The organism is Acinetobacter sp. SM34, from assembly GCF_022012365.1.
Taxonomy (GTDB): domain Bacteria; phylum Pseudomonadota; class Gammaproteobacteria; order Pseudomonadales; family Moraxellaceae; genus Acinetobacter.
This window is the reverse complement of sequence record NZ_JAKLTP010000014.1, coordinates 55,463-67,844: the sequence shown is the minus strand read 5'-3', so window position 1 is coordinate 67,844 and position 12,382 is coordinate 55,463. Positions and strand designations below refer to the sequence as shown.

Sequence of the window (12,382 nt, the reverse complement as noted above, 5' to 3'; positions counted from 1 at the left end):
CCGAGCGCTTTTTTATTGAGCAATTAGCGTATAAATAAACGGTAAATCAGCTGTTGAATCCACGTTCCATACGGTGGATAAATCAATTTCATCAAGCTGAATTTCGGCCGCACAAAAACCGACTTGGCATGACTAAAGGTCTTAAAGCCTTCCTGACCATGATAGTGCCCCATACCTGAAGCACCAATGCCACCAAACGGCATATCTTCCATCCCGGCAGTCATGAGGGTTTCATTCAAACAGACACCGCCACTATGGGTTTCATGCAGCACTTTCTGCTGTTCAGCCTTGTTATAGCCAAAGTAATACAAGGCCAAAGGACGCTCGCGTGCATTGATATACTCAATCACTTCATCTATATGCTCATAGCAGACTATCGGCAAAATAGGCCCAAAGATTTCATTCTGCATCAATTGCATATCGTCATTTACATCTGTAACGATTGCATGAGGCATACGTCTATCATCCGCTTCTGGCTCAATCTGGATCAGCTGCGCGCCTTTTTGCTGTGCATCCAGTAAATAATGCTGTAAACGCGCGAACTGACGCTCATTGACGATGGCGGTGTAATCTGGATTGGCATGAATGCTGTCGGGATAAAACTGCTGAATCACGTCAAAATAGGCTTTGATGAATTCATCCTGCTGACTGCGATGCACCAGAACATAATCCGGCGCTACACAGGTTTGACCTGCATTCATGGTTTTACCAAAAGCGATACGGCGCGCGCTTTCTTTCAAGTCTGCATCCTGAGCCACAATGACTGGAGATTTGCCGCCCAGCTCTAACGTGACTGGAGTCAAATGCTCAGCTGCCGCATGCAGTACATGTGATGCAATTGAAGTTGCACCAGTAAACAGCAAGTGATCGAATGGCAGTTGGGTGAACTCTTGTGCGATTTGTGCATCGCCTGTAATGACATTGACATGACTTTGTGCAAAGTTTTCAGCAATCAGCTTTTTAAACAGTTCAGAAAATGCAGGCGTGTACTCGCTCATTTTCAGCATCACGTTATTGCCTGCTGCCAAAGCCTGTGCCAATGGCCCTATTGCCAAAAACAAAGGATAGTTCCAGGGCACAATTACGCCGATAACCCCTAAAGGCTGATACATGACATAGCCGCTGGCGGGCTGGAACAGAATACCGACTTCCCGCTTGCTCGGCTTCATCCATTTTCTTAAATGCTTCAGACTGTGCTTGATGCCATTCAAGCTGGTCATCACTTCAAACAGTCGGGTTTCATCGGCACTGCGATTGGAAAAATCATGGCTGATGGTCTCAGCAATTTCATCCTGATGCTGTGCCACCATTTGATACAACGTTTGTAAATACTGCTTGCGCTGCTCAAAACCAGGATAAGTCTGTGCTTTAAATGCCTGCTTCTGCAGTTCAAAGACCTGCTGCAACTGCCCCTCTGCTGTGTCAGAATCGCCTGTTCCAGGCTCATCGAGGCTTTCAAAAAGCTGATGCTGTTCCATCGCCATAATCTTTTTTCCTATTTTTCTTGTTTTACAACATAGATGAAACTTAAGTTGATGTTAGTACAATTTCTTGTCTATTCAAGCCACATACTGCGTAAGTGCACTTTGACGGATCAAATCGGCCGCTTTTTCCGCAATCATGATCACCGGCGCATTGGTATTGCCATTTACCACGGTTGGCATAATGGATGCATCCACCACGCGTAAATTCTGTATGCCGTAAACCCGTAATTGCGGGTCAACCACAGCCATGTCATCCACACCCATCTTACAACTGCCGACCGGATGATAAACCGTGTCTGTGCGCTCACGCAGAATCTGGCGAATATCATCATCGGTTTTGACATGCTCGGTAAACAGGTCACGTTTATAAATTTCAGATAATGATGGCGACCGCATCAATTTTTGTGTGAGTTTAAAGCCTTGCACCAAGTCTTCCAAATCCTGTTCATCTGCCAAAAAGTTAGGATCAATTTTTAATGGATCAGAAATTTTGTTACCGCTGAGCTGAACCGAACCACGACTGCGCGGATTTAACAGGCAAACGTGACAGGAAACCCCATGACTGGCATGAAATTTACGTGCATGATCATCGACCAACGCCACCACAAAATGCAATTGCAAGTTTGGAATAGAGAGTGATGGATGGCTTTTTAAAAAACCGCCACATTCAGCAAAGTTTGAAGCAATCATGCCACGGCGTTCTTTCCGATAACGCCCTACCTGCTTAAACATATCCAGCGAACCTGGGATGGATATGCCAAAAGTCCCCTGAATATCCTTAACGCTATAGCCAAAAATAAAGTCGGGATGATCATGAAAATTTTTACCTACACCAGGTAAATGATGCTGCACTTCAATCTGATACGCTTTCAGCTCAGCCTGATCCCCAATGCCAGACAGCATCAAAATTTGCGGTGACTGGATTGCGCCAGCGCTGAGCAATACCTCTTTGCGGGCACGTAGCTGCTTGATTTTCCCGGCATGCTGAACTTCTACGCCTATAGCCGTTTTATGTTCAATCAGAATCTTCTGCGTCAGCGCCTGGGTCAAAACCATCAGATTTGGCCGCTGCAAATGCGGATATAAATAGGCACGGGCAGCGCTGCAACGCTCACCATTGACATGGGTGACCTGATAAACGCCTAGCCCTTCCTGTTCCGCGCCATTAAAGTCATCCAGTATTTTGTAGCCTTGTTCCTTTGCAGCTGCAATATAGCGCTGATGCAGCGGATTGTCAGTGCGTACATCGGAAACTGAAAGCGGCCCTGAATTGCCATGATATTCATTCTGCAGGCGTTCATTATTTTCGGATTTGATAAAATATGGCAATACCTCTTGATAAGACCATCCTGTATTGCCTAAAGAAGCCCAATGATCATAGTCTGCCTGATTACCACGTATATAAATCATGGCATTGATATTGGAAGAGCCACCCAGACCTTTGCCGCGAGGCTGATAGCCTTTGCGCCCATTCAGTCCTGCCTGCGGTACGGTTTCAAAAGCCCAGTTATTAATTTTACTCGGTAAACTAACTACAGCTGCGGCAGGGATATTCACGGTCCAATTTTCCCCGTTGCCCCCTGCCTCCAAAAGGCATACCGAAATGTTCGGATCTTCAGTTAAACGGCTTGCTAAAACACTGCCGGCACTGCCTCCACCAATGATGATGTAATCGAATTCCTGTTGCATCTTTTTTTGTTCCTTAGCATTATTTTATTTATTCGTTTTATAGTGTCTTTTAATAGCATAGAACTGGATGCAACAGCAGTATCTTTCATCCAAATTAAATAAATATATGGATGTGCAGTAATTCCATAACCATGACCACACATTTTTAAACTTGAGCAATGAAGCCCTGATAGCAGAGAATTTGGGTAAAGCGTTCTATAGAATCAAAACCACAGCCTTTGAGTTGTTCAAATGTTTCCTGTTCCGAGAGTGGATAAAAGTCATCGTCTAAACGATCCACCATTGCCGCAGCCTGCGAAGTAGTTAAGCCGTTTGCCTCACATAGATATTTGAGTGCTTGCAACCCCTGCTCGGACTTGATTCTGGTCAAGTCAAAAGTTATGAATATTCCTTGAGATTTTAAACGCGAAGAAATGGCTTTAAAGAATTGGGGCTTATCTGCATAGTCCACAAAATGCGTAACCAGAATAGAAAGTGCCGCATCATAAGATTGGCCTGTTTTTAACTGATCCAGATTGCCCAATACAAACTCCACCCGATGCGATGCATTTAAGGCATGAATATGATGTTTGGCTTTATCCAGCATGGTTTCCGACAACTCGGTTGCAGTAAAGGTCCAGTCAGGGAACGATTGGACCAGATGCCCCAGCTCATAGCCTGTTCCACAACCGACAATCAGCACATGCGCATATTCATCCACATACGTTTTTAATAAAGCCCTGATCTGTTGATGTACAACTTCATAGCCGGGAATTAATTTCCGGATATGTTCATCATAGCCATCCACAACATACTGGCTTTTAAAATCCTTGGCCATACGCCTCTCCTTTTGCAATATATGAGCTAAATCTATTTAAGTTTGAGTCACGCTTTAGCCTGATGCGCTTGTAGAATCTGTTGACTCAGCAACTGATACACATTTTTCAAATCTTCCCGATCAACATCATCTAACATCTGCTGATGCATATTCAAGATATTTTGATCCCCTCGCATTGCAGGCCCTGTCTGTACTTGTTTAGGGTCATGCTGTACAGCTTTATGCGCTGTTTCCAAAATCAACGGATAAAGCAGCGAGAAATCTACCTGCTTGGCATCGACAATCTGTTTCGCCATATCATAGCAATAATTGCTAAAATTACAGGCAAACACTGCAGCCAGATGTAAACTTAAACGCTGTGCCGATGTATAGGCATAGACTCGTGAACTTAGGCTATTTGCTAACTGGATCAATTGTGCCAGATCATTCGGCCGGGTTGCCTCCACGAACAAGGGCGTGGCCTGCCAATCTACTTCACGAGCCAAGCTAAAGGTTTGTAAGGGATAAAATACCCCGGCACGTGCATGAGCCTTTGCCAGAACTTGAATATCGGTACTGCCTGAGGTGTGGACAATCAAAATATCTGCCAATTGTGCATGCACTTGTTGAATGACCTCAGCAATGGCCTGATCACTCACTGCAATGATCACCAAATCCACATCCGGTTCAAGTTCTGCAATATCGGCCGTAGCCCTTGCAGATACCTGAACAGCCAAAGTCTGGGCATGTTCTAAAGTTCGGCTATAAATCTGCACAATTTGATGATTTTGGCTTAGAATAGCAGCAAGATGATGCGCCACCCGCCCCGCACCAATAAAACTAATTCGCATAGCAAGTTCACGTTTTACAATTCAGCACAAGCATGCCAATAATAAAAGGACGAATCAATTCATCCTTTTATTTAATTACTATTCAACAAGTATTGTTAGGCATATTATTTTTAAACAAAAATTTTTTCTTGCTTCACTCAGTTACTGTTTATTTACGCCTTGTTCATCCACTTCACGCACCACGCCTGTTTCGGTATTTAACACTTCAAACTCAATCCGGCGATTTTTAAACTGGCCTTCAGGCGTTGCATTATCCGCTACAGGTTGTTCCGAACCATAGCCCACTGCTTGTAACTGAGCTGGATCTACACCTTGTTTAACCAGATAATCCACTATCGTCTGCGCACGCTTTTGCGATAAGGCTTTATTGACTTGAGCATTTCCAGATGCATCGGTATGACCTTTTACGGTTAAATGTACTTGCGGTGCCCGCTTAATCAGCGCAGCAGCCTGATCTAAAATCGATTTATTGGCATCAGGGATTTCAGCACTTGACGTCACAAAATTAATAATTTGCAGATTCAATGCCGTAGCAATATCTAGCGCACGAATCTGATCTGGATTAATTTCTTTCAATGTTTTTTCTGCATTGCTATTGCCTGTAGCAATCGCCGTATTGGTATCTACAGCTGCTGATACACTCTCCATTCCAGCCGGAGTCAGTACAGTCATATTTTTTACCAGGGGACGAATTTTAGCTGCAAGCTGTTCAGCATCAGCTGGATTAGCAGTCTGAATAGAGAGCTGGTCACCCATCCAGGTTAATGAAGCATTTGGCACACCCTTAACCAGCTTCAATACACTTGGAATCACATCCTGATCAATAAATTCCGAGTGATAACGCGCATTATTTTCTACGCCGCAACCGATAGGATGATTAAAAATCTGTTTAATTTCATTTTGCAGAATATCAATGTAATTTGCATTGCCAGAATAGAGCTGACAGCTGGTTAAATCCCCCGTAGCTCCGGTACTCAGTTGCAATTTTGCAGGCTCACTACTTGCAGTTGTGGCAGGTATTCCACTGGCAGTAGCGGTTTCCTGCTTATCTGAACACGACTTAAAAATCAATGCCAATAGTGCAGCTAAAATAAGGAAAACAATCAAGGGAATTAAAAAACCTGATTTCCTATTTTCCTCGGGTACCCGATAAGGATCAACGGAGGGCGCTTGATGTAAAGTTTGCCCTGATGCAGTATTTATCCCCAAAGCACTGAGTAGTGCGGGAACCCAATGCGGCAAGGCACTCGTTACCGCAGGCCATTGGGTTTCAATCAGATGTATGATCGCACTGGGCTCGGAAGATCCAGCCTCATCTTCCAGTACACCCAAGGTAGGTGCTATAGCACGATTGAGCGTTGATTCGATTGTTTCGGTCGGCACCGTGCCGGAAATCTGTTGCAAAAACTCCTGCTTTAAAGTGGGGTTAATGTTGAAGATATCGCCCAGTCGCGGATTTAATTGATGCTGTAAATTGGTAATAAGATCGGGTTTAGATTTTAAGATAGCTAATAGAATAGGCAAAAAACTGTTGAGTGCCTGACTTTTTTCACTCAGATGGGCAGTCTCCCCCTCCAGAACCATTGCAGATACTTTCTGCTTTAATAAATCTATCAAATTCATGTTCATTCTTTATTCCTCTTATTCTCTTTTTAGCCGCCTTTTTTAGTTTATATGCTGATTTTTTAATCGCTGTAAATAATTGTATTATTTGAATACTATTTTATTTTTGAACAAAAAAAAGCCAGCCGAAGCTGACTTTTTAAAAAGTATAAAAATGAATTAAAACATTTAAACTGCGAAAGTTTTTACTACTTTACCGACTACTTTTTGGTTAATCAGTGGGGTATTTTTACCTTGAGAGATAATGCTCTCTTTACTGACTGTCCACTCAAGTTGAGGGTCAAGCAAAGCCCAGCCCGCTTCTTCAGTCCAGCGTTCTAGCATGTTGGCTACTTTTGCCGGTGCAAGCGTGACTTTCTCCACCCATTCTAAAGGCTCAAACAAACCTTCATTAATCAGTTGAATACCAAAAGGTACAAATGTATCAAATGCAGTAAAACCCGGTTGAGTTTCGGCAAATGGCGCCATTTTCGCAGAGCTGCTGAGTGGTTCATGGTGAGTGGTAATTGCATCAATTACACCGTCTTTCACACCTTGACGCAGCAAGTTCTTGTCTTGCTCGGAACGTAAAGGAGGACGTACATGCGCCAATGAATTAAAACCATCAATCAGCTGATCGGTTAGATGCAACTGGTGCATGGCTACATCACAGGTCACTGGCAAGCCTTTTTCTTTTGCAATGCGAATCAGTTCAACAGAAGCACCACATGACAACAAACCAAAGTGGGCACGCACTTTAGTCGCTTCAATCATGAGCAGATATTTTGCAATGGCCACAGTTTCAGCCAAAGCAGGAATCATTGGCAAACCCTGACGTGAAGCGATAAAGCCTTCATGTACACAGCCATCTTTGGCAATTTGTGGTTCTTCCGCATAGAACACTACAGTCACGTTTAGACCCGCAGCATATTCCAGGGTACGGATCACTACATCATCGTCGGCAAATGGTGCATTGGCATTGGAAACCGCAGTACAGCCACCTTTCTTCAGGCCAGCCATATTGGCAGGTTGATTACCTTTCAAACCTTGAGTTTGCGCACCAATCACCTGTAAATAGATGCCGCCATCCAGCATGGCTTTTTCAACCAAGCCGTGGATTAAGGCACCATTGTCTTGTACGATCGGTTTTGAGTCTGGCGGGGTAAACACATGCAAAATACCGTTTTCACGTGCCGCCTTTCCTTCAGACTTTAAGGTCCCGTGCTGCTGCTGTCCCGGTTCACGCAAACGTGCACACAAGTCCACCATAGTGGGCATCAACCATTTGCCTTGCCCGTCAATCGTTTCACTAACTTCGGCAGTTTCAGCAACCAACTTGCCATTTTCAAGATAAACCGTTTGTACGCTGTCGGTTTTTTTGATTGGGTCTAAGACACGTACATTTTCAATTTTTACTATACTCATGACTTTCCCTTATCCCGCAATCGCTTCTAACAAAGCTTTTTCCTGCAACTGACCTTGCATTGCCAGTGCCAACACCGCCATACGTACCGCAATACCGTTAGTCACCTGATTTAAAATCACCGACTGTGTTCCATCAGCAATGCTGGAATCAATTTCTACACCACGGTTCATTGGGCCTGGATGCATCACGATGCAATCCGGTTTAGCCAAAGCCAGACGCTCTTTGTTCAAACCGTACATTTTGTAGAATTCAGCTTGGGAAGAAAGTGCTGGGGAATCAATACGTTCATTTTGAATACGCAGTGTGATGATCACGTCACAATCTTTAATGCCATCTTCCATGTTGTTAAATAGGCGAACATCTTCACCGTATTCAGCAAAACCATAAGGCAGCAAGGTATTGGGCGCAATCACACGGATATCTTTACAACCTAAGGTTTGCAATGCCGCAACATCAGAACGCGCAACGCGAGAATGCTTGATGTCGCCAATAATGGCAATGCTGATATCTTCAAAATTCTTTTTGGTTTCACGGCGAATGGTCAGCATATCCAGCATGGCTTGAGTCGGATGTGCATGACGACCATCGCCGGCATTAATAATGGCGACATTGGGACAGACATCTTTGGCAATAAAATGCGGCGCACCTGAAGATGAATGACGTACCACAAAAATGTCCGTTGCCATCGCTTCCAGGTTCCACAGCGTGTCGCGAAGCGTTTCACCTTTGGAGGTACTTGAACGGGCAATATCAATGTTCAACACATTGGCGGAAAGACGCTTTGCAGCTGCCTCAAAAGTGGTGCGGGTACGGGTAGAGTTTTCAAAAAACAGATTCATTACCGTACGGCCTTCAAGCAGGTTATTGGTAATCAGCTGATTTTGGTCATTAAAAAAGGACTGCGCAGTGTCCAATATTTTTGTGAGGGTTTCTTTAGAAAGGCCTTCGATGGTGAGGAAATGTTTTAAGTTACCATCGTGGTTGAGTTGAATCTGGCTCGGAGTATGCAATGCCGCCAAGTGCATAAGAGATTCCTTATACGTTAAGTCAACGTATTATACAGAGTTTAATCGATTTAAATAGTTCAGCTTGATCTTACTTGTCTAAAAAGCAGCTCGGTATTTGAAATAAAAATATAATTCCTATTTAATTTTTCAATAACATAATTTAACCATTTAATGATTTAGCCCTCTGATTTTAAAAATAAAAACAGGTAACTCAGCCTAGTTCCGAGTTACCTTAGGCAACTAGCGTAAAGCACCAATGTAGCGGTTGACCCCTTGTGCACGCTCTATGTCTTCTTGAGTGGGTTCAACCGAAATTAAGCCTTCATGTTGCGTGAACTGAATTTCATTTATCGGCTCTTCATCAATTTTTAATCCCAGCACTTTAGTCAAACGTTCAACCAGGCGAAGTAATTCAGGGTCTTGTGTTTGTTTCGCCATTGCCATCACATGTTCGGCATATTCGACGTTCTCTGTAAGATAGCTTGCATCAATCACGCGCCCGGATACCCGTCTTAACCGTGCATAAATGAGAGTTGCCACTGAAAAAACTTCATTTGTAATGATTACACTTTCTGACATTTGTCATTCCCGTCTCTAAAAAAGAAAGCGAGGCATCAAGTACTCTCCTTGATCAAGCTGCCTCACTGGGCTATGTAGCAATATCTGTACCAATATAAAAAAAGCTCATATGATTTAACATATGAGCTCTCTTAAAATTATGTTTTTATTCTATTTTAGAATAGGCTAAAACTTACATGACCTTCGTCAAGAGCTTTTTTATTGGTGTTATTTTCCTTCGAAAGAAGAATCTGTTGGTCTTCTCCATTTATAAGCTCATGATCTTCTTGCAAGTCTAAAAGAGCTCGCAGACGTTCCACATAGCCCGCAAGTTCTGGATCTTTTGTCTCAAGTGCAAGTGTGACCACATAATGTGCATAGGAACGATCCTGCATTAAATACATGACATCAATAACCCGGCTATTCACTTTCCTTAAGCGTGCATACAACAATGTCGCAACTGAAAAAATATCATCCTTTTTTGCTGTAATATTCATACTTTACCCTACATAAAATCCATTGATTAAATTTTAAAATTCATTTTTAAGCCCAGTGTAATTTTACATATCCCCTGAATTTTTAATTGGCTTTTTATTCCAACATTTAGAGCTTTTTATAATTAATACACTGACCTAAGTTGCTTGAAGTTTTCAAAATATAAAAATTTTTCAGCACTAAAATAAGTTAAACTTATACAAGTTTTTATTTTATTTTTTCGGTCTCTCTATTTTATGAATACCTCTTCACGTTTAAGCAATTACTGGGTCACCTGTGCAGATGGACTTGAAACCTTACTCCGCGAGGAAATTGAAGGTTTAGGTGTTCAAAATATTGAACAGTTACCGGGTCGTTTGATTTTCAAAGGCACATTGGCAGATGCGTACCGTGTTTGCATGTGGTCGCGTTTAGCTTCACGTGTGTTAACCCCTATTCATACTCATGAACTTGAATTTACCCATGATGCACGTGATGTTGCCGAAGAGCTCTATGAAGGTGCAATCAACTTTGACTGGTCGCTCATTTTCGCACCACAAAGTACATTTGCCATTCGTTTACATGTAGAACGTGACATTAAGGTCAATACCCAATTCGCAACTTTACGGGTAAAAGATGGTGTGGTGGATTCCTTTATGGAAGCGGTGGGCAAACGTCCAAGCATCGACATCAAACAGCCAGAAATTACCCTATATGTGCTTGCTGGCAAAACTGCGCATACCTATTGCCTAGATTTATCTGGCGATTCTTTACATAAACGTGGCTATCGTCATTACATGACCGATGCGCCGATTAAAGAAAACCTCGCAGCAGCTATTCTGCAAAAAGCTCAATTAAAACAACGTAATCCCGATATTATTTTGGATCCAATGTGTGGTTCAGGGACTTTTATCATTGAATCACTGATGATGCTGACTGACCGTGCGCCAGGTCTGGTACGTCGCTTTGGCTTCAATGGCTGGAATGGACATGACCATGAATTATGGATGTCGATTAAAGCTGAAGCAGCAGAACGTTATAAAGCAGCTTTAGAGCAGCCTTTACCGCAGTTCTATGCTTATGATGCCGACTGGGAAGCTGTTAAAGCCACCAAACAGAATATTATTGCTGCAGGCTTTGAAGCATTGCTTGACCATATCAAAATTGAAGAGCGCACCTTGGCTGATTGGCCAGATTTCAAAGCTGAAGGCAAAACCTCATTTATTGTGACTAACCCGCCTTATGGTGAGCGTTTAGGCGATAAAGCATCGAACCGTGCTTTATATTTAGGCTTGTCTGCCCTGTTGCAAAAGAACTTCCCGAATCAATATGCAGCCGTAATTGCTGCACAGGTTGAACAAGCCGATGTACTGGCCTTTAATGAGCCACAAATTCTACGTTTGATGAATGGTAAATTGCCTATTTACGTGCGTTTCGGCATCATCAAACCGGCTGCTGTGTCAGAACCATTTTTAGCACATTGGCAGCCACAGCAGTTCGAGCCAATTGAAGGTGCGCAGGACTTTACCAACCGTTTGCAAAAGAACATGCAAAACCTGAAAAAATGGGCAGTGAAAGAAAATATTTACTGCTTGCGTTTATACGATGCCGACTTGCCAGATTTTAATGTTGCGGTGGATTTATACGGCGATCGCTTGCATGTACAAGAATATGCGCCACCAAAAACCATCGATCCGGAAAAAGCCAAAAAGCGTTTTAATCTCGCGTTGCAGGCCATTCGTTCGGTAACTGGTTTAGGCCGTGATGCGATCTTTATTAAGACACGTGCCCGTCAGGAAGGTAAAAACCAGTACACCAAACAAAGTACCGCCTCTAAACGCTTTATTGTGCAAGAAGGCAAAGCCAAGATTTTAGTGAACCTGACAGACTATCTGGATACCGGGCTGTTCCTTGACCATCGTCAAATGCGTTTACGTATTGCGGCTGAAGCCAAAGGCAAGCACTTCCTGAACTTATACAGTTACACCTCAACTGCGAGTTTACATGCCGCTTTAGGTGGTGCTGCAAGTACTACCAGTGTCGATTTATCCAATACTTACTTAAACTGGTCTAAAGAAAACTTTGTCTTGAATGGTTTAACGGTAGATCATGCCGATGAACAGCATCAGTTCTTTGCCAGCGACTGTTTTGAATGGTTGAAAGAAGGTCATGAACAATATGACCTAATCTTTATCGATCCGCCAACTTTCTCCAATTCGAAAAAGTTTTATGGCACATTCGATGTGCAACGTGACCACCTGTCTCTCCTTAAACGTGCCATGAACCGCTTAACCACGGAAGGTACCTTGTACTTCTCCAACAACTACCGTGGATTTGAGATGGATGATGAAATTCTGGCATTCTTTGATGTTCAGGAAATTACCAATGAAACCATTGGCCCGGACTTCAAGCGTAATACCAAGATTCACCGTGCCTGGAAAATCCAGCATCCACAAAATGGCTAATATATTTTAGATACTGCACTAACTAAAAAG

At 43.0% G+C, this 12,382-nt stretch carries 10 protein-coding genes; 1 reads left to right on the top strand and 9 read right to left on the bottom strand.

All coding sequences use genetic code 11. The features are described 5' to 3' along the window. Positions 1 to 23: 23 nt before the first annotated feature. The 9 genes from LZZ98_RS12305 to LZZ98_RS12265 all read right to left on the bottom strand — a co-directional run bounded on the left by LZZ98_RS12305 (position 24) and on the right by LZZ98_RS12265 (position 9,910). On the bottom strand, positions 24 to 1,484 hold the full coding sequence (locus LZZ98_RS12305) for a coniferyl aldehyde dehydrogenase (protein ID WP_237788096.1): 1,461 nt from the start codon (positions 1,482 to 1,484) through the stop codon (positions 24 to 26). Positions 1,485 to 1,559: 75 nt separating this feature from the next. Beyond that, complete coding sequence (locus tag LZZ98_RS12300; protein WP_237788095.1) at positions 1,560 to 3,173, bottom strand: GMC family oxidoreductase; 1,614 nt, start codon at positions 3,171 to 3,173, stop codon at positions 1,560 to 1,562. Between the two features lie 145 nt (positions 3,174 to 3,318). Further along, complete coding sequence (locus LZZ98_RS12295; protein WP_237788094.1) at positions 3,319 to 3,990, bottom strand: class I SAM-dependent methyltransferase; 672 nt, start codon at positions 3,988 to 3,990, stop codon at positions 3,319 to 3,321. A 47-nt stretch (positions 3,991 to 4,037) separates the two neighbouring features. Continuing rightward, positions 4,038 to 4,820 (bottom strand): Rossmann-like and DUF2520 domain-containing protein, encoded by a 783-nt coding sequence (locus LZZ98_RS12290; protein WP_237788093.1) that lies wholly within the window; start codon positions 4,818 to 4,820, stop codon positions 4,038 to 4,040. Positions 4,821 to 4,961: 141 nt separating this feature from the next. Next, complete coding sequence (locus tag LZZ98_RS12285; protein ID WP_237788092.1) at positions 4,962 to 6,449, bottom strand: OmpA family protein; 1,488 nt, start codon at positions 6,447 to 6,449, stop codon at positions 4,962 to 4,964. A 162-nt stretch (positions 6,450 to 6,611) separates the two neighbouring features. Next, the gene (locus LZZ98_RS12280; RefSeq protein WP_237788091.1) at positions 6,612 to 7,847 is read right to left on the bottom strand and encodes a dihydroorotase; all 1,236 of its coding nucleotides are present in this window, start codon (positions 7,845 to 7,847) and stop codon (positions 6,612 to 6,614) included. 9 nt (positions 7,848 to 7,856) lie between these two features. Further along, positions 7,857 to 8,873, bottom strand: coding sequence for an aspartate carbamoyltransferase catalytic subunit (locus LZZ98_RS12275; RefSeq protein ID WP_237788090.1), 1,017 nt, complete (start codon positions 8,871 to 8,873; stop codon positions 7,857 to 7,859). Between the two features lie 222 nt (positions 8,874 to 9,095). Further along, entirely contained in the window at positions 9,096 to 9,434 is a 339-nt protein-coding gene (locus LZZ98_RS12270) for a hypothetical protein (RefSeq protein WP_237788089.1), read from the bottom strand. Between the two features lie 155 nt (positions 9,435 to 9,589). Beyond that, positions 9,590 to 9,910: a hypothetical protein gene (locus LZZ98_RS12265; RefSeq protein ID WP_237788088.1), complete on the bottom strand. Its 321-nt coding sequence runs from the start codon at positions 9,908 to 9,910 to the stop codon at positions 9,590 to 9,592. A gap of 234 nt (positions 9,911 to 10,144) precedes the next feature. Here LZZ98_RS12265 and rlmKL point away from each other — a divergent pair, with 234 nt between their 5' ends. Then, entirely contained in the window at positions 10,145 to 12,352 is a 2,208-nt protein-coding gene (gene rlmKL, locus LZZ98_RS12260) for a bifunctional 23S rRNA (guanine(2069)-N(7))-methyltransferase RlmK/23S rRNA (guanine(2445)-N(2))-methyltransferase RlmL (protein WP_237788087.1), read from the top strand. Positions 12,353 to 12,382: the final 30 nt, after the last annotated feature.

What these genes read in the sequence shown, in the direction of transcription:
- LZZ98_RS12305 (WP_237788096.1), bottom strand. Translation starts at nt 1,484, where the DNA reads ATGGCGATGGAACAGCATCAGCTTTTTGAAAGCCTCGATGAGCCTGGA.
- LZZ98_RS12300 (WP_237788095.1), bottom strand. Translation starts at nt 3,173, where the DNA reads ATGCAACAGGAATTCGATTACATCATCATTGGTGGAGGCAGTGCCGGC.
- LZZ98_RS12295 (WP_237788094.1), bottom strand. Translation starts at nt 3,990, where the DNA reads ATGGCCAAGGATTTTAAAAGCCAGTATGTTGTGGATGGCTATGATGAA.
- LZZ98_RS12290 (WP_237788093.1), bottom strand. Translation starts at nt 4,820, where the DNA reads ATGCGAATTAGTTTTATTGGTGCGGGGCGGGTGGCGCATCATCTTGCT.
- LZZ98_RS12285 (WP_237788092.1), bottom strand. Translation starts at nt 6,449, where the DNA reads ATGAACATGAATTTGATAGATTTATTAAAGCAGAAAGTATCTGCAATG.
- LZZ98_RS12280 (WP_237788091.1), bottom strand. Translation starts at nt 7,847, where the DNA reads ATGAGTATAGTAAAAATTGAAAATGTACGTGTCTTAGACCCAATCAAA.
- LZZ98_RS12275 (WP_237788090.1), bottom strand. Translation starts at nt 8,873, where the DNA reads ATGCACTTGGCGGCATTGCATACTCCGAGCCAGATTCAACTCAACCAC.
- LZZ98_RS12270 (WP_237788089.1), bottom strand. Translation starts at nt 9,434, where the DNA reads ATGTCAGAAAGTGTAATCATTACAAATGAAGTTTTTTCAGTGGCAACT.
- LZZ98_RS12265 (WP_237788088.1), bottom strand. Translation starts at nt 9,910, where the DNA reads ATGAATATTACAGCAAAAAAGGATGATATTTTTTCAGTTGCGACATTG.
- rlmKL (WP_237788087.1), top strand. Translation starts at nt 10,145, where the DNA reads ATGAATACCTCTTCACGTTTAAGCAATTACTGGGTCACCTGTGCAGAT.